Origin of the sequence: Candidatus Nitrotoga sp. AM1P, from assembly GCF_013168275.1 — a bacterium.
In the GTDB taxonomy this organism is placed as follows: Bacteria; Pseudomonadota; Gammaproteobacteria; order Burkholderiales; family Gallionellaceae; genus Nitrotoga.
In genome coordinates, this window is sequence record NZ_AP019547.1 from 2,974,009 (window position 1) to 2,994,971 (window position 20,963).

At 51.1% G+C, this 20,963-nt stretch carries 21 protein-coding genes and 1 pseudogene; 7 read left to right on the forward strand and 15 right to left on the reverse strand.

The features are described from left to right. The first annotated feature begins 7 nt into the window (after positions 1 to 7). The 3 genes from minC (at position 8) to minE (ending at position 2,010) form a co-directional block, all read left to right on the forward strand. The gene (gene minC / locus W01_RS13620; protein WP_173055547.1) at positions 8 to 844 is read left to right on the forward strand and encodes a septum site-determining protein MinC; all 837 of its coding nucleotides are present in this window, start codon (positions 8 to 10) and stop codon (positions 842 to 844) included. 64 nt (positions 845 to 908) lie between these two features. Then, positions 909 to 1,724 (forward strand): septum site-determining protein MinD, encoded by an 816-nt coding sequence (gene minD / locus W01_RS13625; protein ID WP_173055549.1) that lies wholly within the window; start codon positions 909 to 911, stop codon positions 1,722 to 1,724. Positions 1,725 to 1,731: 7 nt separating this feature from the next. After that, positions 1,732 to 2,010 carry a cell division topological specificity factor MinE gene (minE, locus tag W01_RS13630; RefSeq protein WP_445082534.1) on the forward strand — a complete coding sequence of 93 codons (279 nt, stop codon included), beginning with the start codon at positions 1,732 to 1,734 and terminating at the stop codon, positions 2,008 to 2,010. A gap of 77 nt (positions 2,011 to 2,087) precedes the next feature. On the opposite strand, the gene W01_RS13635 is transcribed toward minE, so the two are convergent. The 10 genes from W01_RS13635 to W01_RS13680 form a co-directional block, all read right to left on the reverse strand. Beyond that, entirely contained in the window at positions 2,088 to 2,714 is a 627-nt protein-coding gene (locus W01_RS13635; RefSeq protein WP_173055551.1) for a histidine phosphatase family protein, read from the reverse strand. Beyond that, positions 2,711 to 2,872, reverse strand: a complete 162-nt coding sequence (locus tag W01_RS13640; protein ID WP_173051643.1) for a hypothetical protein — start codon at positions 2,870 to 2,872, stop codon at positions 2,711 to 2,713. Before W01_RS13640 ends, W01_RS13635 begins: the two co-directional genes overlap by 4 nt. 5 nt (positions 2,873 to 2,877) lie before the next feature. Next, positions 2,878 to 3,210 (reverse strand): DUF3833 family protein, encoded by a 333-nt coding sequence (locus W01_RS13645; protein ID WP_338140707.1) that lies wholly within the window; start codon positions 3,208 to 3,210, stop codon positions 2,878 to 2,880. Positions 3,211 to 3,485: 275 nt separating this feature from the next. Further along, positions 3,486 to 4,658, reverse strand: coding sequence for an ABC transporter substrate-binding protein (locus W01_RS13650; protein WP_173055555.1), 1,173 nt, complete (start codon positions 4,656 to 4,658; stop codon positions 3,486 to 3,488). A gap of 45 nt (positions 4,659 to 4,703) precedes the next feature. Beyond that, positions 4,704 to 5,066 (reverse strand): hypothetical protein, encoded by a 363-nt coding sequence (locus tag W01_RS13655; protein ID WP_173055557.1) that lies wholly within the window; start codon positions 5,064 to 5,066, stop codon positions 4,704 to 4,706. Next, positions 5,020 to 5,217 carry a hypothetical protein gene (locus tag W01_RS13660; RefSeq protein WP_173055560.1) on the reverse strand — a complete coding sequence of 66 codons (198 nt, stop codon included), beginning with the start codon at positions 5,215 to 5,217 and terminating at the stop codon, positions 5,020 to 5,022. The genes W01_RS13655 and W01_RS13660 overlap by 47 nt, the downstream gene beginning before the upstream one ends. 304 nt (positions 5,218 to 5,521) lie before the next feature. Then, positions 5,522 to 8,218, reverse strand: coding sequence for an MGH1-like glycoside hydrolase domain-containing protein (locus tag W01_RS13665; protein WP_242006981.1), 2,697 nt, complete (start codon positions 8,216 to 8,218; stop codon positions 5,522 to 5,524). Next, on the reverse strand, positions 8,215 to 10,260 hold the full coding sequence (locus W01_RS13670; RefSeq protein WP_198421300.1) for an amylo-alpha-1,6-glucosidase: 2,046 nt from the start codon (positions 10,258 to 10,260) through the stop codon (positions 8,215 to 8,217). Before W01_RS13670 ends, W01_RS13665 begins: the two co-directional genes overlap by 4 nt. A 177-nt stretch (positions 10,261 to 10,437) precedes the next feature. Then, positions 10,438 to 10,659 carry a hypothetical protein gene (locus W01_RS13675; protein ID WP_173055562.1) on the reverse strand — a complete coding sequence of 74 codons (222 nt, stop codon included), beginning with the start codon at positions 10,657 to 10,659 and terminating at the stop codon, positions 10,438 to 10,440. 260 nt (positions 10,660 to 10,919) lie between these two features. Then, complete coding sequence (locus tag W01_RS13680; protein ID WP_242006982.1) at positions 10,920 to 11,957, reverse strand: bile acid:sodium symporter family protein; 1,038 nt, start codon at positions 11,955 to 11,957, stop codon at positions 10,920 to 10,922. 569 nt (positions 11,958 to 12,526) lie between these two features. Here W01_RS13680 and W01_RS14800 point away from each other — a divergent pair. The 4 genes and pseudogenes from W01_RS14800 to W01_RS14805 form a co-directional block, all read left to right on the forward strand. Next, positions 12,527 to 12,700, forward strand: a pseudogene (locus tag W01_RS14800) (PepSY domain-containing protein); the annotation flags it as partial. 66 nt (positions 12,701 to 12,766) lie between these two features. After that, on the forward strand, positions 12,767 to 13,105 hold the full coding sequence (locus W01_RS14280; protein WP_242006983.1) for a hypothetical protein: 339 nt from the start codon (positions 12,767 to 12,769) through the stop codon (positions 13,103 to 13,105). Positions 13,106 to 13,194: 89 nt separating this feature from the next. Further along, entirely contained in the window at positions 13,195 to 13,497 is a 303-nt protein-coding gene (locus W01_RS13690) for a DUF3325 domain-containing protein (protein ID WP_173055564.1), read from the forward strand. A gap of 27 nt (positions 13,498 to 13,524) precedes the next feature. Beyond that, a complete protein-coding gene (locus W01_RS14805; protein ID WP_445082551.1) occupies positions 13,525 to 13,674 on the forward strand; it encodes a hypothetical protein in 150 nt (49 codons plus the stop codon). Positions 13,675 to 13,918: 244 nt separating this feature from the next. On the opposite strand, the gene W01_RS13700 is transcribed toward W01_RS14805, so the two are convergent. From W01_RS13700 to W01_RS13720, 5 genes are all read right to left on the reverse strand, one after another. Then, a complete protein-coding gene (locus W01_RS13700; RefSeq protein ID WP_173055566.1) occupies positions 13,919 to 14,404 on the reverse strand; it encodes a hypothetical protein in 486 nt (161 codons plus the stop codon). A 236-nt stretch (positions 14,405 to 14,640) separates the two neighbouring features. Then, positions 14,641 to 15,084 (reverse strand): chemotaxis protein CheW, encoded by a 444-nt coding sequence (locus W01_RS13705; RefSeq protein WP_173055568.1) that lies wholly within the window; start codon positions 15,082 to 15,084, stop codon positions 14,641 to 14,643. Beyond that, complete coding sequence (locus W01_RS13710) at positions 15,068 to 15,514, reverse strand: chemotaxis protein CheW (protein ID WP_173055570.1); 447 nt, start codon at positions 15,512 to 15,514, stop codon at positions 15,068 to 15,070. Before W01_RS13710 ends, W01_RS13705 begins: the two co-directional genes overlap by 17 nt. Continuing rightward, on the reverse strand, positions 15,514 to 18,546 hold the full coding sequence (locus tag W01_RS13715; protein WP_173055572.1) for a hybrid sensor histidine kinase/response regulator: 3,033 nt from the start codon (positions 18,544 to 18,546) through the stop codon (positions 15,514 to 15,516). The genes W01_RS13710 and W01_RS13715 overlap by 1 nt, the downstream gene beginning before the upstream one ends. A gap of 58 nt (positions 18,547 to 18,604) precedes the next feature. Next, on the reverse strand, positions 18,605 to 20,923 hold the full coding sequence (locus W01_RS13720; protein ID WP_173055574.1) for a methyl-accepting chemotaxis protein: 2,319 nt from the start codon (positions 20,921 to 20,923) through the stop codon (positions 18,605 to 18,607). Between the last annotated feature and the right edge of the window lie 40 nt (positions 20,924 to 20,963).

The following is a 20,963-nucleotide window of genomic DNA, read 5'->3' on the forward strand; positions in this document are numbered from 1 at the left end:
TAAAAATATGGCACGCGAAGAACCGGCATTCAAACTCAAAATTGCCAATCTCTCTTTATTTGTACTCTATGTCCATACAACCGACATGGATCAACTAAAAAAACAGTTGGATATGCGTTTTAATAAAACGCAGGATTTTTTCTCCAATACACCCGTGGCTCTTGATCTCTCTGCCATCGCGAATTTCAACATTTCGCCAGATTTTACGGGTCTTATGTCATTCATGCTGGATCATGGTATGCGTGCCACGGGTGTTGTTGGGGGTTCCACTGAACAGCAGGAAGCCGCCGTACAGTCAGGCTTGGGACTCTTTCCTGACACGATTATCAGGCCCGCATTAAAGTCGGCATCGACTTCCACGACAACCTCAAGCATTAATGCAGAAGATAACCAGCCGGAACTGCCGGGATTGGGGATAGAAACTGGAGCGGGTGAACCCAATAACAGCCGCATCCTTGACTCAGATACTCAGATTCAAAAACCAGGTCCCCAAACACCCCCCACTTTCCGTCCGACCATGATAATCAGTAAACCAGTTCGTACGGGTCAGAGAATCTATGCCGAAGGGGCCAGTTTGGTTGTATTGGGTGTTGTTAATGCAGGTGCTGAACTGATTGCTGACGGAGATATACACATTTACGCCCCGCTGCGCGGTCGGGCTATTGCGGGTGCTCAAGGCAACGAGAGTGCGCGTATTTTCGTGCATAGCCTGGAAGCAGAACTGGTTTCCATTGCAGGCTGTTTCAAGGTATTTGAGAACGGTATTCCCGAAAATTTGCGCGGCAAACCCGTTCAGGTACATCTGGATTGCTCTGATTTGATTATTCAGCCCTTGCTGAGCTAAAGGAATTCTTTAGATTCCTCATTTACGGGTAAAATATACCTAAATTTTGTTCAGGAATATAAACGTGTCTAAAGTTATTGTAGTTACTTCAGGAAAAGGTGGTGTAGGTAAAACCACAACCAGCGCTAGTTTTTCCAGCGGTCTCGCCCTACGGGGAAACAAAACGGTTGTCATCGATTTCGATGTGGGTTTGCGTAACCTGGATCTCATCATGGGCTGCGAGCGGCGTGTGGTGTATGACATCATCAATGTCATCAATGGCGAGGTGTCCCTTAAACAGGCACTTATTAAAGATAAGAACTGCGACAACCTGTACATTCTCCCCGCATCCCAGACTCGAGACAAAGATGCACTCAGCCTGGAAGGTGTCGAGCGCATTCTTAACGAGCTAAAAGAAAGTTTTGATTGTATCGTATGTGACTCCCCGGCAGGCATTGAATCAGGCGCATTCACCGCAATGTATTTTGCAGATGAAGCTTTGATCGTAACTAATCCGGAAGTTTCGTCGGTGCGAGATTCGGATCGTATTCTTGGAATTCTCGCAGCTAAATCCAAACGGGCGGTGGATGGCCTTGAACCTGTGAAAGAATATTTGCTGGTGACTCGTTACGATCCCAAGCGAGTAGAGGCGGGGGAAATGTTGTCGGTTACTGACATCCAGGAAATCTTACGTATTCCATTGATTGGTGTGATTCCGGAATCGGAATCAGTACTCCAAGCCTCTAATGCTGGCACCCCAGCTATCCATCTAGATAAGAGCGACGTGGCTGAAGCCTACCGAGATGTAGTGGGACGTTTCATGGGCGATGAAGGATTGCCGATGCGCTTCGTTACCGCAGAAAAAAAGAGTTTTTTTAAACGACTGCTGGGAGGCCGCTGAGATGTCCATGATTGCTGGCTTAATCAACTACCTACGCGGCAACGAAAAAAAAACTGCCGTCGTCGCTAAAGAACGTTTACAGATCATTCTCGCTCACGAACGTGCCGGAAGAGGTGCTTCCACTCCAGACTATCTACCTGCACTTCAAGAAGAGCTGATGGTTGTGATTGCAAAATATATTCATATCGATCGTGAATCTATCAATGTTCAATTAGAGAAGCACGGCGAATATGACGTACTTGAACTTAACATTACATTGCCGGACAAAATGCGCAACAACCGATGAGTATGCTCCCGGAGTTTACACTGGGGACAGCGCCTTGATATAAAGGGTTAGTGCTGGGAGAACGAAGGGCTACGTGTTTACTTTACAGCCTTGATCCACTCAATAGCCTGGACTCGAGCAATCGGGACTGCCTTTCCTGCTCCATCCGGTTGAAAGATCGATGCCTCTCCCTCTTTTACTTCGAACCAATCCTTTCCGAAGGCGTCGATGATGTTCGGCTTATGCGTGACCAGGAGCGTGTTCTTTCCCTGTTCAGGGGGTGTCGCTGCCATCTTTCTCAATGCCTCAGCCCGACGATCATTTTCGATGGGCGTGACGACGAGGCCGCCTTCAGTGATATCGAGAGTGGATGCCACTTCAGTGCCACCGATCAACCTCCCGGTTTCTACCGCCCGATTGAATTTGCTGGTGTGAACCTTGCCAATTGGAACTTGCAAGGCTTTTAAAGAAGCACCCACTTGGGTGGCTAATGCTTTGCCGCCTTCACTCAACAAGCGCTGCTTGGCCGTGTTGTCGTAATTTAGGGGGTCAGTGTCCGCCTGATCGCGATTGGTCGCTCCGTGGCGAAAGACAATGACGTAGCCACCTTGCTTCAAACGCTCGGCCAACGCCTTCACATCGACTGTCTGCGCGTGCGCGGTGGCTGATGATGCTAAAGCAAGAAAGACAAAGATCCTGGAAATCCATTGTGCGTTTACTTTCATGCATACTCCTCATTTTGGTAAAAGTGGAACTCGGTGACGAAATGATAGAGCTTATGCATGATGCAGTCCAACTTCCACTGCCCATCTACCTTGATTTTTCCACGTAGCGTAAAGCGATGCAGGCGTTTATTGCCGCGCAATTCTTTATGTGTGAGCACGACGTTTAATGCGTCAACTGGATCGTTGCTCGCAGCTGACCGATTGGGATGCCCAAGAAACGAATACTGCCGTAGTTCACTACAGTCCGACCATTGTTAGTGAGATCAAGAATTTGATGCATGATCAAGCCCCAACCCTTCAGTGGGTAGCGCAAAGTTAGTCGGTTTCCATCGGTGCGACCCACGGCGAGCCTTGAAGCTTCGGTAAGCGTTGTCGAGTAATGACCCGGGGTGGTTTGCCACATCATCCAAGAACGTGACTCAACGGGCTCCCCTTCAAACCGCACGTTTTGTTCAAGCCTAAACCGGCCATCAGCTTGTTGACCCAAGGCTTTCAACGGTAAATGGGCGAATTTTTCCTAGAAAAAGCTGCATCTCTCCCTTGCCCTCAGAACGACCGGCGAAGACCTCGTCTGGCACAAAGGCTTTTCCTTCGGTTTGCGAGTGAGCGGCTAGCGATATCAGCAGTAAAGCTACGAGGACAATTTGTTCGAAGCGCTAGTTCATTTGTACACACTCTCCGCAACAAAAATCATGACTAATTATGGATGTTGAAACGGGCGTTTTCAGAATGGCTTGTTAGACATCGACCTGGAAGGACGAACATCATCAATCATCGTCCAACGGGATACAGTCCGTGGACTTGAGTTGGATTCTGTCCTTGGATGGCCCCAATGTAGTGCTCCATCTGGAATTTCAGGCGCTCAATGCGCGCACGATCCTGCATGAAGGCACGGAAACGTACCGGATAAGTAGGGTAGTTGATGACCGGTCCGAATCCCTCCGGTGATGACATGTCGCGCCGCACTGGCCATAGCCCGCGACCTTCCTGCATCTCCTTCGACAGCAGCCAACTCATGTAGAGCTTCGCTGCTGCCGGATGACGCGCAGCCTTGAAAATGGCGCCCGTTTGAGGCCAGGTGAGAAAGCTGTCGTTTTTCGGCAGGATGAGCTTGGACGGGCTGCCGGGAGGCGTGGTCAAAGGGCCCGAGGCGGTAAAGGTCGCGGCCTTGTCACCCTTCGCAACGACCAGGCGTGCCGGCACCGTACCACGAATCCATTGCACATCCTGCGTCATCAGCTGGTCCATATAGCCCCAGCCGCGCTCGCTGATGATTCGGTCAAATTGGTACAGCACGGCGTCGTCATCGTGCGGATAGGTCAGGACGATCCGCTCTTTCCATTTTGGATCGAGATAGTCTAATGCGTCGCGTGGGGCTTCTGCCTCAGGGATTAGCCCGGTATTGATGATATTGCTGAAGCAAAAAACATTGACCGCCACGTAGGCTCCGTCGGGATCGCGAAAATCCGGGTAGACGTGCTCCCAGCCCAAGGGCTTATAGAGCAATAGATGCCCTTCTGCTTTCCAGCGGTCGTAGTCATGTAGGGTTTGCAGGTGTGCAACGTCGCATTCAAGCTTGCCGCGCGCAAGCTGATTGTCTATCCGCGCGTCGTGATATTTGCTGAGGTCGACAAGGATGCGGATGTTCATGCCAGGAAAGCGTGTCTTGAAGGCCTGTTCGACGGCGGCCTGTGCATTGGGCAGATCTCCGCCCGCATAGACGATCAGGTCAGCGCCTTGAGCGAGGGCGGCTTTGTGTAGCTTGTCGAGCGTCCTTGTTTCCACCTCCGGGGTAAGCGGCGGCAGAAGCGGTGCTTCTTCGCTCACCCGGCTGCCAGTAGCCTGGGCGAATGCATGGCTTGATGCCTGAAGGGCCAACGATCCTGCGAGCGTCAGTTGAATAAAATGTCGCCGGGAAAGTTTTGTCTGTGTTAATGCGTCCATAGTGCGCTCCTTCGTTACGAGGTATGAGATGTCTAACGCTGACGCTCAGCGGCCGCCCGCTTGCGGGCGGTCCGCTGGAGCGACTTGTTGGGCCACAGCTGGCGCGGTTGGCTTGCTCGTACCAATGATTGCCGCGGTAATTGATGCGCCCGCAGCGATGACAGCTACGGCCATAGGAAGAATTATCGTCCTCCATCGATTCTTTCGTTCGAGCTGCTTGTCGTGCAGTTGTATTGCAAGCTCCATTAGCTTGTTCGCGACTGTCGCTTCGAGTGGAGGGCGCTTCTCCTCTCCATCCGGTAGTTGCTTGTGATCGAGCACATAGCGCGCCAAGAGTGCAACCCGTGGTTTTCGAGTTGGGTCATTGCGCACACGGAAGAATTCCGGGTGTTGCTTGGCGAGAGCCATCCAGGTTTCGCCAACGGAAGGCTTTACTCTGCAACTCGTCGTTCAGTCCCTCTTCGCTTCGGTATGTGTCCTGGTCATAGGCCAGAACTTGGATGAGCGCGAGAACATCAGCCAAGCGGCCGGGCTGCAAATATGAAGTAATGGCGTCCATACGACCGTTTTTCACCTTGGGGCCCAACGTAAAGTAGACACCCTAAAAAATGCCGACAAAGGCGTCTGTAAGGTGCATAAACTGGCTTTTATTTTATAAGTTATTGTTTTAATTGAAATAAAAATCTGAATCACCCCCGAATTTAGTTGATAAATGCACTATTTAATTCTCGTTGTGCATCATCTGTATTTTTCCCGTCCAAGTACACAGGAGAGCTATAAATACATTCGCCAACAATCTTACAGTAATAGCAGCCTAGCGAAATTATTTCCTGTGAGCTGATTTTTGATATTTTTTGGTTGAGTCAATCGTCCTTGTGCGGTTGCAGCAGCTTTGCTACCAAGCCACTCCAGCCGGTTTGATGCGAGGCGCCCACCCCGCGACCGGTGTCGCCATGGAAATACTCATGGAACAAAATATAGTCCCGAAATTGTGGGTCTTCCTGAAACTTGGTTTGATCGCCGAACACTGGTCGCTGCCCTGAATCATCGCGTCTGAACAAGCGCGTCAAGCGCAGTGCCAGTTCGTCGGCAACGGCATGAATGGAGAGCATGTTTCCGGAACCGGTAGGGCATTCAATTTTGAATTCATCTCCGTAAAATTCGGCGAAGCGGCGCAGCGAAGTTACCAACAGATAATTGACCGGGAACCAGATTGGGCCGCGCCAGTTGGAATTGCCGCCAAACATCCCCGATTCTGATTCGGCCGGTTGGTAGCTGACGCTCATCGGATTGTCGATGCAGCTGAAGATATAGGGCGCATCTTTATGGGCGCGCGAGAGCGATCGTATGCCATAGTCGGAAAGGAATTCGGTCTCATCCAGCATACGCCGCAAGAGGGCTTTCATGCGGTGGACGCGCAGCAACGATAGCAGGTGACGGTTGCCCCGTCCCGGTTCCTGCCAGCGAGAGACGAGCGCTGCCAACTCGGGACGATTTTTCATGAACCATTCCAGCCGCCGTTTGAAATTCGGCAGCCGATCAAGTATCTCCTGCTCCAGAATCTCCACGGCATAAAACGGGATGAGACCCACCATGGAACGGACCTTGAGCGGCATCATCCTGCCATTGGGTATACGCAGCACATCGTAGAAAAACTGATCTTTTTCATCCCACAGGCCGACACCTTGATCGCCGATATTGTTCATCGAGTGTGCAATATACAGAAAGTGCTCAAAAAACTTGGTGGCAATCTCCTCATAGGTAGGGTTATGCTGCGCCAGCTCGAGTGCAATACGCATCAGATTGAGCGCATACATGGCCATCCAGCTGGTGCCATCGGCTTGATTGATATAACCGCCGGTGGGTAGTGGCGCACTGCGGTCAAACACGCCGATGTTATCCAAACCGAGGAAACCGCCCTGAAACACGTTGTGTCCATCGATATCCTTGCGGTTGACCCACCAGGTAAAGTTCAGCAGCAGCATGTGCAACTCGCGCTCAAGAAAATCCAGGTCACCACTGCCATTGTTTGCATCGCATTCGGCCTTGTACACCTCCCACACAGCCCATGCATGTACTGGTGGATTGACGTCGCCGAAAGCCCATTCGTAAGCGGGAATCTGTCCATTCGGATGCATGTACCAGACGCGTGTCATCAGCAGGAGTTGATTCTTGGCGAATACCGGATCGATGTCCGCCATCGTGACGCAGTGGAAAGCCAGATCCCATGCGGCATACCAGGGATATTCCCATTTGTCGGGCATTGAAATGATGTCTGCATTGTTCAGATGCTGCCATTCACTGTTTCGTCCGTGGTGTCGTTCCTTCGGCGGTGCGGGCATGCTCGGATCACCTTTCAGCCATATGGGAATATCGATGTGGTAGAACTGCTTGCTCCAGATCATGCCGGCAAAGGCTTGGCGCTGGATCAGGCGCGCATCTTCGTCAGCAATATCGGTTTGCAGCACGGCATAGAATTCGTCAGCCTCGGCCTGGCGCAAATTAAAAATGGAATCAAAATCCTTGAAAGGCCGCGTGTTCTCGGCCCGGGTAAGACGCAAGCGAACCTCAATCTTCCCATGTGCCGGTATTGTAAAAACGAAGTGTCCTGCCGCTTTGGTGCCGCTTTGCAACGGATTGACGGCGTGAGGGTTGCCATGAACGATATGCTCGTGAAAAGCATCCTTGAAATAACCTTTATTGTCTGTGCCGTACAGGCGTTGTACGTTGGTCTCGTTATCGCAGAAGAGCAATTCTGTCGCACCATCGAAGTGGCAGTAATAAGTGTCCAATTTTGAGTGTTGCAGTCTGATGGCATTTTGTTCAGAGACTGACATTTCCGGTTTTGTGGTTTGTTCATCCCATGTCCACTCGTTTCTGAACCATAGCTGTGGCAGAATGTGCAGCGGCGCGTCGTCAGGGCCGCGATTGTGCGCGGTAACACGCATCAGAATATCGTGCGGGTCGGCCTTGGCGTATTCCACGAACACATCGAAGTAGCGGTCATCGGTAAAGACGCCAGTATCGATCAGCTCGAATTCCGGCATGTCCTGGCCACGCCGCCCATTTTCCTCCACCAGCCATGCGTAGGGGTACGCCTGCTGGGGATATTTGTAGAGCATCTTCAGATAAGAGTGGGTCGGTGTGGCATCCAGGTAGTAATACAGCTCTTTGACATCTTCGCCGTGGTTGCCCTCATTGTTGGTCAACCCGAACAGGCGTTCTTTCAAAATCGGGTCGCGCTCGTTCCACAGTGCCAGCCCCAGACATAAGTGCTGGAATTTGTCGCTGATCCCGGCGATGCCATCTTCACCCCAGCGATAGGCGCGACTGCGTGCGTGATCGTGGCTGAAATATTCCCAGGCTTCACCATGCGGGCTATAGTCCTCACGGACCGTTCCCCATTGGCGTTCGCTTAAGTAAGGCCCCCATCTAGACCATTCAGGCTCATCTTTTTCTCGCGCGATGAGCCGTTTTTTTTCCTTGCTGAGGGGTGCGTTCTGGCTGCTCGGTTTTATTGGCTGTAATGTGGGCGGAGTCGAGGCGATACTCATATTCATTTTCCTTTTCCAATTGAGACATCATGTAAATCCAGCCATGCACGCAGCACTTCCGCAACACTCCATGCCTGGGCAAAGCAACCGCGCGGTGCGAATGGTGGTTCGGCATCGAATATCTCGCTGACATTGCCGACACAAGCCTCGCCAAGGTGCAGTCCCAGCGGCTCAAGAAAGGAGCGCGCTTTGTCCGCATCCCGGTAGACGCGGTAGTGCGCATCAACGAACGGCCCGATGAGCCAGGCCCAAACGGTGCCTTGGTGATAAGCCGCATCGCGTTGCACGGGATTACCCCGATAGTAAGCAACGTAACCAGGTTGATTGCGCGCCAAGCTGCGCAAGCCATGAGAGGTCAACAGCTCACGCGCGCAGATATCCACGATAGCTTTTTGCTGATTTTTATCCAACGCACTATTGGGTAACGCTACTGCCAATATTTGGTTGGGGCGCAAACGCGAGTCGTACTTTCGTCCATTAAAATCAGGCACACCTTCCGGTCCATCGATCACATCATACAAATAGCTTTGTTCGTCGTTCCAGAAACGCTGGAAGCTTGAACGTACTTGCGCCGCCGCTTCACGATATTCGTCAGCCGATTCTATCTTGCCCAGCTGCTTGCTCAAATCGGCCATGATAACCAATGCGTTGTACCAAAGCGCATTTACTTCGACAGGCTTGCCGATGCGCGGCGTTACTGCCCAATCGCCGATCTTGACATCCATCCAGGTCAATTGCGTACCGTCCTCACCGGCATCCAGCAAGCCATCATGGATGTCGACCTTGATGCCATAGCGTGTGCCTTTGCGATGATATTCGAGAATATCGACGAGTACCGGATAAAGTTCTTTTGCCAGTGCGATGTCACCGCTACGCTTGGTGTATTGATCCACTGCGTGGAAATACCACAACGTTGCATCAACTGCGTTGTATTCGGGCGTTTCGTCATGGTCGGGAAAGCGATTCGGCAACATACCCTCGCTGATGTGCGCGGCATACGTGCGCAAGATGCTGGCGGCTATATCAAAACGCTGTAACGCCAGGGTCAAACCGGGCAATGCAATCATGGTGTCACGACCCCAGTCGCCGAACCAAGGATAACCGGCGATGACGGTTTTGCCCGCCGGATGGCCACCATGGTAACGATCGACAATAAATTGGTCGGTTGCCAGTGCCATCTGTTTTATCCAGCGTGGTGCATCGGAGGGAAGCGCGGCAAACAACGCTTTCGAGGATTCGTGAATGCGCGCACAGACAACAGCAAAATCTTCCGGTGAAGCCGATTCGGCGGAAATCACCAATGTCGCATCCTGCCCATCACCGAGAGCCAGGGTAAAACGACCGGGACAGAATAGATCTTCGCTATCGTCTAGCCCACGCGCGGTCTCCATTCGATGTTTGAAATTCCAGTACCAAGCAGGGTCAGCAATAAATTGGGCGCCATCGCACATTACACGGTAGGGGCGCGCGCTTTGGAATGCATGTATTTCGAAGCCATTCGTTATCCCGCGGATAGGCATATCCCAGCCACCCTGGTTGTGGCTGTGGTAATCCCGGTATGTGCACAGTGGCGTCAGTTCGAGTTCGAGCGTATCGCTTGCACGCAATACACGGAAATGCAGATAAGTGGTGTTTTGCCCAGGTGCCATCAGCACACGTTTTTCGATCAATGCGTCTGCTAGCGCGTAATGCCACACCGGGACAGTGCCCTCCAGAAAAAAAGACTCGAGGTGAAGGTATCCGTGCGGTGTTACCGTACCGTCAGCGAACTCGTTGCAGGAGAGATGATAGGTTTTGCTCCCATAACGCACCGTCGCATCCACCTTTGCTACCAGCAAGGTGCGTCCCGCTGGAGGGGACAACGCGGCCATGAGCAGGCCATGATAGCGGCGCGTATTCAGATCGCCGACCGTGCCAGAAGCGTATCCTCCCATGCCATTTTTGACCAGCCATTCGAGTTCGATTGCACGTTCAAAATTTCCACAAACGCCCCGTCCCAACTGAAATGTTGTCTCGTCTATCGCTTTTATCGAAATTGATTGGATCAATTTTTAACTCCTCTGTAAAACAGGCATGGATCGGCTAAGTCAAATTTTCGAATACGGAGGTTAGTCTGCTCAGGCAGTGAAACTTTACAGGACGATATCGCAACAGGATAGCTACTTAACGCGAAAACAAAAGTACAGGCGTATGTTTAGCTAATTGCCCGTTAATACGGCGATGATCTAAAGCCAGCCGTACTGGCTGGTAGAAGAAACGTCAGAGCGAAATACGCCGATGTTGTACTCATGAGCGATGCGCACGCCGTTGCCTATTAGCAGTTCGCCTTCCAGCTTAAGCCGATTGGCGGCTTGTTCTGGGCTGAGGTCTTCCCGGATCAACCTCTCGACTTCCGCCCAGCTCTCCGATGAGAATTGCTTGCCATATTGATACAGGCTTGCTTGCACTCATCACGTAATGATTGCGCCTGTTTTGGCCGCCAGCCGCGTTGACCTTTGTTTCGTCTGAACTCTCGTAAAATCGTCGACTTGTCCACGCCCATCTTTTCTGTGCTTCTTTTACTTGGTCGTTTAAGTGGCTCCGATATTAACGCAGCTCGCCACTTAAATTCACTTACAAAAATTGCACTTCAGAGTTGAATCCGCCCAAGGTGAAAAAAGAGTTTGGAATAACAATGGGCAGGTAATTCGAATATGCACAAAAATACTTATCCACTTGCCGTTTTGTTCAGTGACTCATTCACAATTCCTGCGACAATGTGTTGAATCAGATTGTAGAAAATTATTGGTACCATTATATTTGGGTAAGAAGATAAAGCTAAAGAGGCCAACACTAAACCGGTTCCATTATTGTTCATTCCAAGCCCGAACATGAGTGAGGTACGATCATCTCGTTCCAACCTGAGTAAGCGGCTCATAACATATCCGGCTGCAAACAGCGTTAAGCATAACCCTGCGGAAATGGCTAATGTGCAGGCCAGGAAGTCATAATCACGATCAGCAATGGCTTGCGGTAGTGATACGGAAGCATTGGAATAATTCAACAGCAACAAAACGATGCTATTAATGAACTTCAAATAATGCATCTTACCGGTTTGCCTATCCTTGCTAATGATCAAGCGCACGGCAATGCCGAGCAATGACGGCAGCACGACCCAAAGACCAAGAAATGTCCCGGAACCATATGCCGCCAAACCCTGTAATATTTTTTCATACTCGTCAGAAGCCATCTCACCAAAAAGGTTAAAAGCAATCGGGGTGATAATTGGACTCAGAATCGTAGAGAAAAAAACTAATCCCAAGCTTAAAGCCAAATTACCATTGGCGTTTTGTGCCCACGCTGTTGACGATCCGGCGATCGGCATAGCTGCGACCAATGCCAGACCTACGAGAATGTGCTGGGCTTCTACCGGATCAGACCAGAGTCCCATCAAAATTGTTACGCCGAAAATATAAGCGATAGGGATAGCCATATTTGCCGTTAATCCGGCTAGCAAAATATATTTTTTTTGCGAAATACTTTTTAAGTGAGATATTTTCAATCCCAGTCCAGCATTGAACATAAGTATGGCAAGCATAATCATCAGCAACGATATGTTTGTTTTGTGTTGGCTGAGGATGATTTCGCCGAATGAACTATTTCTGATCCATAGACCGGTACTGGGAAAAATTACGGCAATGACATACGCCGCGATCAAAAACCAGAGTAGATGGCGGTGTAAGAAGTGTGACATAGAGAGCATCATTATTTTTTATAAAAATATCGATAAATGTCGGGCAAGCAAACAATTCCCTTTTCATTAGGGGGAAGCTGAGGTTGATTGGCTAGAGGGGAGTGCAACGGATTAAGTAGCCAGTAGCTTTTCATAAAGTACGAACGACACTTGCGACATTATTACTCGGGCAATATTGTCTGATCTGGCCTCGAAATCCGAACAATGATGGCAGGAGAAATATAATTAGTCGCTAAGAGCCAGTTAATGCGATTGAGCGTCAGTAGCAGGCCGTACATGGCCGATTAATTTAGATGTTTCTCGCTTGGAGGCAAATTTGAAGTATATCTTCCAGTTGTGATTATAGTTATCCCTTAAAGCAAGGACGGCTAGCTGGCTTGTTCACCGAACAGTAATAACAATTCTTATTACTGTTCGTATGGTACCAAAATACCTGTGAGTTTTTTGTGAGGTTTGTGAACTTTATAATACTTTCTTGCGAAATGTCTCTACTGTTAGGTGAATAAAGCGCAGTAATTTACTGCTAAAGGTGTTTGTACGGGAATTTTTAGATCTTACGAACCAAGGGGGCGGGCGTTCGAATCGCCCCGGGCGCGTTACTCGAACGAAAAACTACCCATCGGTCCCCACTCAAATCGGTGCGGCGTACTCTAATAAATCTGCACGAAGGCTTATTCGCAGGTTTACCGCTTAGTTGGCTTTATTGCCTGTCGAGCCTTCCCGGTACCGCTATGATTGCAACGGGACTTGTCCTGTGGACTGTAAAGCGCAGGCAAAGGGCTGAGAAAGAGGCGGGGACATCCGATCACGGGTTAGTGCTTGTGGAACGACTTAACGTCGGAACGATCATCGGCTTTCCAGTCGCCATTGCAGCCTACTTCTGGGCCAATCGGTTGATACCGGTGAGCTTCGCTGATCGTGCTGCTTGGGAGGCCAATGTTATGTTTATCGTCTTGGCCGCGTTGCTGCACGCCGCACTGCGACCGGTCGCGCGCGCTTGGATAGAGCAGTCCTGTCTCGCTTTTGCCTTGCTGCCGCTGCTGAACGCGCTGACCACTGATCGTTATCTAGGTGTGAGTCTGCTTGAGGGCGACTGGGTGATGGCCGGATTCGATCTGACAATGCTGGCTTTTGGGGCAGCTTTCGCGACGATTGCGTAAATGCTGATTCTCAAGCAGCGGACTCAAGGCGCTGGCAGCCGTTCATTTTTACGCGCCTTGGTTGCAATCCAGCATGCGAGACCCACTGAATGATTCCGCTGCTCGCATGGGGATTGGCCTACGCTGGTTTTGTTTCCCTGGCGCGAGCGATGGATCGGCATCACCGGCAAGTGTGGCATCACGGTGTCTCCATCCGCTTGCGCGCATTGCTGCGGTTAGCTGGCATGGTCGGCCTTGGGTTGCCGCTCGTAGTCTGTATCGTACATTTGGGTGGGAGCATTAGCATCGTGTTGTGGCTGCTGACTGTCGCTGCCCTGGCAGTTGCGCTCATGCTCACTTACCGTCCACGCCTCTTGGGTGGTACCGGTATGGCCAACAGGAAGCGCCAGTGAATGGAATTGCGCTAATTTCGCTGCTTCATTGCTGTCGCCGAGGAGTTGTATTTCGCGCGTGCGGCGGAGAAGCTGCACATCGAGCGATCGTCGTTGTTGCACAATATCAAGGAGCTCGTTTATTCGCGGGAGCCCATCGTGAGTGACTGCTTGTATGTGACACTGGTGATGTTCTGAATTTAAGTCAGAAAGATGGAGGTTGGCCGAGTTGAGGAAGCAACAAGTGAGAGTCAAAAAAGGTGTCGCAGAAGGTAACGCTTAAGAGATGGTGTTAAACAAATTAGTGGTACATTCGATCTGACATGCGTAGTATCGTCTGTGGGTGTGTTTCCTTTTCGATATTAAGCCAGACAAGGCGCAATTTGAAAAATGATAAGGCAGGGCGAAAGCCCTGCCTTATCATTCGCAGACCTGTTAAATATTACTGGGCAGCTTTTTCTTCAATCTTGGCTTTTTCTTTCTTTGACGTGGCTTCGGCGCTAGCTTTCTCTTTCGTTACTTTGGCTTCGGCTCTAGCCGCTTTCTTCGCTGCCTTGGCTTCGGCTACCGCCTTTTTCATTGTTGCTTTTGCGTCAACAATTGCTGCATCTCTGGCGGCTTTCGCATCCTTCAAGCAGGTATCCTGTTCGGCAGATGGTTTCTTTTTGCAATCTGCGCTTGCTGTTTTGTAGGTTGCCTTGGCATTCTTTTTAGCATGTTTGTAGTCTGCCTTCGCGTCCGATTTTTTCTCGGTTGCGTCAGCAGTCTTGTTGGCTTCCTTGGATTCGGCTTTAGCGTCCTTTTTCATTTCTGTCGCTTCGGCTTTCTCGGCTTTAACTTCAGCTTTGGAGATGTCTGCCGCGGCGACGTTTAAGCTCATTGAGGCTGCAAAAAATGAAGCGATTAGTACTGATAACAATTTGCTCATGACAGATATCCCTGAAAATGATGCGTGAAAAAATATGACCTAGTCTTACTGTAACTAATAACGTACGCTGATCAATCCAGTTGACAAAATCGCTCTCGCCTACAGGTTGGCAGTTTGCTTGCGGAGCTATGAACAGTGCAGCAGAGATTTGTACACTACAAGATTTGTTTCGGTACTCAAATGCAACTACGACGACGATTTATATGAGTAATCAAAAAAGTTGATTAAGGGATCAGCTACAGGCGTTGCTCAAACAGGGCGTCCAGATTCAGAATGGGAACGTTTTCGTCTAACAACTGGAAACAGGAGTGGGCGATAGATGGCCATGCGGGCGAATCCTGGGGTAGCAGACACGCTGTATCGTCTCCGACGCTCATCATGCGAAAATAGGTAGATAGCCCCAGGGCGCCCCATCGCTGCTCGCCATTTGATCGGGCAAAATAGGTGACGACCAGCGCAAGACTAACTTTTTCCAAAGAGCGTTGGCCGATGAGCGGTGCCAGCTCCACGAATGGAATGGCGCGGTCTTGCCAAATACAAAGCGAATGGCAGTAGTCTGGGGCCAGCGGTACATTGACAAGCCTTGGAGACATGACGAGTTCGGCGACTTCGTGCAGACCAATTGCTGCGTGGCGGCCACTTGTAAATTCGAACAAAACGGCGTTATGTTGAGTATTCATGCCTGCTCTCCGAGGAGTTGATGTGACACCACAGTGCACCGACATCGCAACAGAATGCGATGCGTTCTTCGACCTGTACGTAAGCTTTGATCGGCGATTCGGAGAGGCTCATACATACGGGTAAAGAATGTAGTGTTGGATCTTGAATGAGGAGCGACTGTACCGAATCCACAGTAATGCCGAAGCGTTGCTCATCTGCCTGTAGTACGACGATGTAGCGACACCGTGTATCGATCTTGTTCGCCACGCCCAAATGTGCAGTTAGCGAATGGACTTCGCATGCGTTCCCTTCAATGACCTCGCTCGCTTTCATTTCATCCTCTCCGTCCTGTAATGTGACCATATTTTCGAGAGAGACGATCGCGTGTTGGTCGATGAGCAGATTCAGACTGTCAAAACAGATTAACGCGTACCCAGCTGCTGCGTTCATTACATTCCGCCGATTGCGTTGTGGATGTGCCCGAGAAGGTCGATGTCGGTGTAGGGTTTGGTCATGTATACGCTAACCCCTGCGAGCTCGGCTTGTTTACGATGTTTATCCATGGAGCGCGAGGTGATCATGATCACCGGCAACTTGCGGGTGTCGGCGCGTGCGCGCAGGTGCGAGGTGAATTCGAGTCCGTTCATGTTAGGCATTTCAAGATCAGTGAGTATCACTCCGGGTGTAAAATTCTTCAGGAGGGTGATCGCTTCTAATCCATCTTTCGCTGCTTTCACGTTATATCCTGCGTCGCTTACAAGTTGCACTAATGATTTGCGCACGCTAAGGGAATCGTCCACAACAAGAATGCCACCTCGCGCCGATGCCACCGGATCCTCTGAAGTCATGGAAGGTGCGGCTTCTATTAGTTGTGGCGTGGGAAGGCGCAGCAATTCGGCTAAATTGAGTAGCGGCGCGACGGTGCCGTCACCCAGTATCGCGATACCGCCCACGCCATTAATTTTCTTTACGTACCGGCCTGGATCCTTGAGGATTAGGTCACGACCGTCAACGATGCGGTCGACCAGCACCGCATGAATATCAAGGTCGACGTGCACAAGCAATACGGACTTCGAATTCATGATTTCTGATGTCATCACGCCGCTGTCATAGCCGATCAGTGCACTCAGGACCTTTACCGGATAGGTACGTTTTTGATAGCGCAGGTTTATTTCGCTGCCGATTGATATGAATTCTCCTGCGGCAGGCGGTAACGCTTGGTCCAGCGCGTAGCTTGGTACCGCAAAAACTTGGTCGGAAGATTCTATTAATAATGCGTGCTGAGCGACGAGTGACGCTTGGAAGCGTAGTAGGAATTCACAGCCTTTCCCGAACTCGGATCGTACTTCGACCATTCCCTTCATGACGAGAAGTCGGTCGCGTACTACATCAAGCCCGACACCCCGTCCCGATATTTCATTCGTGCGTTCTCGTGTTGAAAAGCCAGGAAGTAGAATGAAGCGTGACAATTCTTCATCAGAGATATCCTGACTGGCCTGTATCAGGCCACGCTCGATCGCCTTGTGTCGGATCGCGCTGTAGTCGAGTCCGTGCCCGTCGTCCCTGCAACGCACAGTGACCGTCTGGCCGCGTCGCGAAAACACAAGATGAATAGTGGACACCTCTGGCTTTCCAGCATGCATACGTTCATCGGGTGTCTCAATGCCATGATCGATGGCATTTCGCAGTATATGCAGCAGCGGATCGACGAGGTTATTCAGCATATCTCCGTCGATCAGAATATCTTCCCCTTCGATTATCAGCTTTGCTTTTTTTCCTGTTTGCTGCGAAGTCTGGCGGATGTTGCGGTGCAGGCGAGGGGCGAGGCTTCCCACTGGGCTCATGCGAGTGGTCATGGCCATGTATTGAAGTTCGCGCTGTACTCGCTGCGTTTGTTGAAGCACGGCGCCCATCTGTGCCACGTCTTCTTCAATGCGCCGACTGAACTCACGTGTGTCGGCCGCTTCTTCTGTCAGCGCGCGGGTGTTGCTCTGAAGCTCGGAGTACTGTTCCATTTCCAGTGCATCAAATATTTGATCACCGTGAGATGTTTGCGTGTCGCGCAGGTTCGCGAAGCCGCGAATGTCAACCAAGTGCTCAAGATCAAAAATACGTTGCTGTACTTTGAGGCTCTGACGTAATAAACCGTTAGCGCGTTGTTGAGCCTGCTTTACTTGCTCGGTAAGCTGTCCAATTTTTACAGATAGTTCGCCAGTGAGCCGAAAGAGTTCGTCCATCGTTGTAACTGGGACACGTATTGTTGGCGCGACAGGTATTTGGTTAGTTATATTACTGGACAGAGCAGTTTCTTCATCCCTGAAGGTTTCAGTCAGTACTTGGGACGGTGCGTTGTGGGGGGCGGCGTCAATTAAAGCTGGAAGCGTCGCATCGAGATCTGTATTTTCAGCCTGAATCGGGGGTGTCGTGTCGAGATTGGTGGTTTCTGTTTGAATCGCAAACGTTGCATCAAAATCAGTAATTTCAGTTGATGTTAGGAGCGACGCGTCGAGAGCGGCAAGCGCTGGCAGTTCGGCATTGATTTCATCCTCAATATTTCCTGAGTGAATCCGGCTCGCCCAATCTAGAACAGACTGCAGTATTTTTTTCGCTTGAGTCTGTGTGGGGGCATCCTCAATGCCGAGCAGGGAGCCTATCATTTGTTCCAGGCACGCTGCTGCGTCGAGTAGTGCATTGGTAAGCGCCAACGGCGGGCGTATCCGGTTCTGCTCAAACCATTCGAGGATGTCCTCTGTGTGGTGTCCGAGTGTTGCGATGCCCCGGATGCCGACGATGTTTGCCGAACCTTTCAACGAATGCGCAATGCGCTTTGCTGCGGCCATATCATCGTTCGTGGCTTCGCCGCCCACAATATTGCGGATGTAGGCGGAAAATTCGGCGGCCTGTGTTGGCGCTTCTTGCAGCAGCGCCTCGTACACGCCTCGATCCACGTCGGACGGTAGGGCAAGAGAGATGTCTTCATCAGTCGCCACGCGTGGGCGTTCCAGCTCTTCGGCCTCTGCTTCGGCGCGTAAATACGCCGCTAACACGGGCTCGGCGGTGAGTTCGGTAATGAGTTTAAGGTTGTGCTCGGCATCCACGGGTGCCGGACAGGGGGGCTGGGAAAAGTGCTCTGCCAAGTGCTCAGCGGATTCGAAGCTCGTAATGTCAGCAAGGTAAGCGACCACAAGATCCGGCCACAGATCGAAGAAGGCTTGTGCCGCGCCGCGTTCTTCGGCTTGAAGTCCTACAGTGACCACCAGGCACTCCTGCACCTGAGTGCAACAGGACTCCAAGCCGCGCAGCCCGAGCATTCCGCAGGTTGATGCTGTGCGTTCAATTTGACTTACATATAGATCGAGTGCGTCGCCGAAAGCGGGATCCACTGGGGTAACCGAACAGATCGTTGCGATCCAACCGGCAAGGTCGGCGCGCACCTCTTCGATTTCGGTTAGTAGCGCTTCGATGAAATCGCTCATTTGCATTGTCTATCATCCTCAGGTCGAAGCACGGCGGCACCATTGTGCCGCCGTCATTGCAGGCTTAAACAACCGCCTGGAGCTTGGGCATGGCGCTCGTACGCTCGGGCATGACCGACAAACCAAGAGTTTGTGCGCTCGGTAGTTTGAATACGCCCACCGTTTTTACCAATTGCTCAGCGGATCGAGAGAGCAGGTTGGTTTCGGCCGTCTGGGTTGTAATCTGTTCTCCGGTCTTCTCCGCACTGCGGCCAATATCCTCAACTCTGTTTTGCAGAATTTCTGCACTCTTGATTTGTACTTCCAGGCTGACGGCAATCTGCAGCACTAAATCCACCAAATTATCGGTTGCCTTCTGTGTTTCTGCCATTTGAACGCCGGCTTTTTCAGCGAACTCGGTTCCTTGTACTACTTGAGAGATCGTTTTGTTCACTGTATTGATAGTGTCGTTCGTTTCGATTTGAATGTTATTTACCAACGTGCCAATTTGTGCGGTGGCGTTGCGAGAGGATTCGGCAAGGCGTTGTACTTCTTCGGCCACCACCGCGAAACCGCGGCCTGCATCGCCGGCGACTGCGGCCTGTACGCTCGCGTTCAACGCAAGTACATGTGTACGTTCCGCGATTGTATTGATCAAATTTACGATGCCGCTGATTTCCTGCGAACGCTCGCCAAGACGCTTAATTCGTTTTTCGGTTTCGGCAATCATTTCACGGATTGAGCTCATGCCCTTCATTGTTCCAGTCACGGCATTGAGCGCAGAGAGGGTTGAACGGGTCGCATCGCCGGATGCAATATGGGATTTTGCGGTGAGCTGTGCCACATTGTTCATAGCTTCGGTTGAAGTGGCGAGCTCGCGGATCATTTCCTCGACGCCTTTTCGTTCTACTGCAGCTGTCGCTTGCACTTGATCTGCCTGTCCTTTCAATTTGACCGAGGAATTTTCCACTTGGCCGGCGATTTGCATGACTCGGTAAAGCACTTTACTCGTCTCTTCCGTGTGCTGATTTACGGCATCAGACACCGTACCCACAATGTCTTGCGTGACGGGCGCCTTGACCGTGAGGTTTTTCTCTGAGAGCTTCTGCATTGTTTGCAGAAGCGAGATCACCGAATCATTGAGTGCTTCGGTTTCCGCCTCAGCCTTGCGTTGCGCAGCCATACGTTCTTCCAGCAGTTGATTAACCGTCCGTCCCAAATCGCCGACTTCGTCTTTTGCCTCGATCGAGCCGAGCGCTGTGTTATCTCCGCCACGCACTTTTTCGACCGATAGCTGTAATAAACGCACTGTGTCGGTGACATTTCGTGTGATCAGCAAGGCGAGAAGCGCTGCAAATATGATAAAGGCGAGTACCACGCCCGATAGTATTAATGAACGTTTGAGCAGGTTTGCAACCTTGAGCTGCAACTCGTCGTTCAGCGCCACCATCGCGATATCAATTAATTTGAATTGATCGTTGATACTGGCAGTGAACTGCTTGACATACTCTGCGGAACTGAACTGAAGCCGCTGCGCATTGCTGATTTCTGCGGCGGCCAGACCGGCAAGGTGTTGGATTTGTTCTTCAGCGATTTGATCTTTGCCTGCAATCTTGTTCTTAATTCGCGCTTCCTCGATCTGTGCTTTACCTAACTGATTAGTCGCTTGATTGGTTTTGGCGGTCAAGGCCGAGATTAAAGTTGCCATCGTTGCGCGGTCGGCCAAGGTGAGTGTTTCTTTGTCTAGCTCGGCACCGGATTGCTGAGCGATGACTAAGTGCTCGGCTTCCGCGAGTCGGGCGGCGCCAAACGCTCGCACCTGCCCTAATGTCTCAGCGACTTGCGGTAGATCTGCCAGTGTGGCCCGGATCAGGAAGTGCGTCGCAGCATCTGATTCGAATGAGAGCTTGTAATGATCCATAAGAAGATCAAGCAGGGTCAATTCGGTAGCGACCAGTGCAGAGTGATCAGCAAATGATTTGCGCGCGTCTGCGCGTTGACTCGCGGTCTCGGATGCGATTCGTGTCCAATCGGTTTTTACTTTTTCCCATGCTTCGGTCTGTTTGGCATTGTTATTATCTTTCATGTAGGGGTCGAAGGTGCTGATCGCCCGGGCAACCTCCGTCTCTTTAGCGGCGCGATCTGCAACTACGGAGGCATTTCCGCCGATGAAGGCGGCGGCCAAGCCGCGATGCTGTTGAGTATTCTGGATTACCTTGAGCAGCTTTGCTGCGGGGTCAATTCCGCTCGCCTCGAGCTTGGCGGTCTGAATGGCGGCGGTAGTCTGCGTCAAGAACAGGTAGGCAGGCACTCCGGCAGCGGGTAGCGCGACGGCCCCCAGGAGCAAGAACTTCTGCCACAGCTTCATCCGGGTAAGGAAGGTAATTGTCAGCCTGCTTTTCATTTTGTTTCTCCAGTCGGGTCGTAAGTTGGGGGCGGGTACG

Bases quoted from the DNA above. Each gene is read 5' to 3' on its own strand.
- W01_RS13650 (WP_173055555.1), bottom strand. From the start codon at position 4,658: ATGGACGCATTAACACAGACAAAACTTTCCCGGCGACATTTTATTCAA.
- W01_RS13705 (WP_173055568.1), bottom strand. From the start codon at position 15,084: ATGAATACTCAACATAACGCCGTTTTGTTCGAATTTACAAGTGGCCGC.
- W01_RS13690 (WP_173055564.1), top strand. From the start codon at position 13,195: ATGATTCCGCTGCTCGCATGGGGATTGGCCTACGCTGGTTTTGTTTCC.
- W01_RS13720 (WP_173055574.1), bottom strand. From the start codon at position 20,923: ATGAAAAGCAGGCTGACAATTACCTTCCTTACCCGGATGAAGCTGTGG.
- W01_RS13665 (WP_242006981.1), bottom strand. From the start codon at position 8,218: ATGAATATGAGTATCGCCTCGACTCCGCCCACATTACAGCCAATAAAA.
- minC (WP_173055547.1), top strand. From the start codon at position 8: ATGGCACGCGAAGAACCGGCATTCAAACTCAAAATTGCCAATCTCTCT.
- W01_RS13700 (WP_173055566.1), bottom strand. From the start codon at position 14,404: ATGAGCAAATTGTTATCAGTACTAATCGCTTCATTTTTTGCAGCCTCA.
- W01_RS13710 (WP_173055570.1), bottom strand. From the start codon at position 15,514: ATGAACGCAGCAGCTGGGTACGCGTTAATCTGTTTTGACAGTCTGAAT.
- W01_RS13715 (WP_173055572.1), bottom strand. From the start codon at position 18,546: ATGCAAATGAGCGATTTCATCGAAGCGCTACTAACCGAAATCGAAGAG.
- W01_RS13635 (WP_173055551.1), bottom strand. From the start codon at position 2,714: ATGAAAGTAAACGCACAATGGATTTCCAGGATCTTTGTCTTTCTTGCT.
- minE (WP_445082534.1), top strand. From the start codon at position 1,732: ATGATTGCTGGCTTAATCAACTACCTACGCGGCAACGAAAAAAAAACT.
- W01_RS13655 (WP_173055557.1), bottom strand. From the start codon at position 5,066: ATGGCTCTCGCCAAGCAACACCCGGAATTCTTCCGTGTGCGCAATGAC.
- W01_RS13660 (WP_173055560.1), bottom strand. From the start codon at position 5,217: ATGGACGCCATTACTTCATATTTGCAGCCCGGCCGCTTGGCTGATGTT.
- W01_RS13680 (WP_242006982.1), bottom strand. From the start codon at position 11,957: ATGATGCTCTCTATGTCACACTTCTTACACCGCCATCTACTCTGGTTT.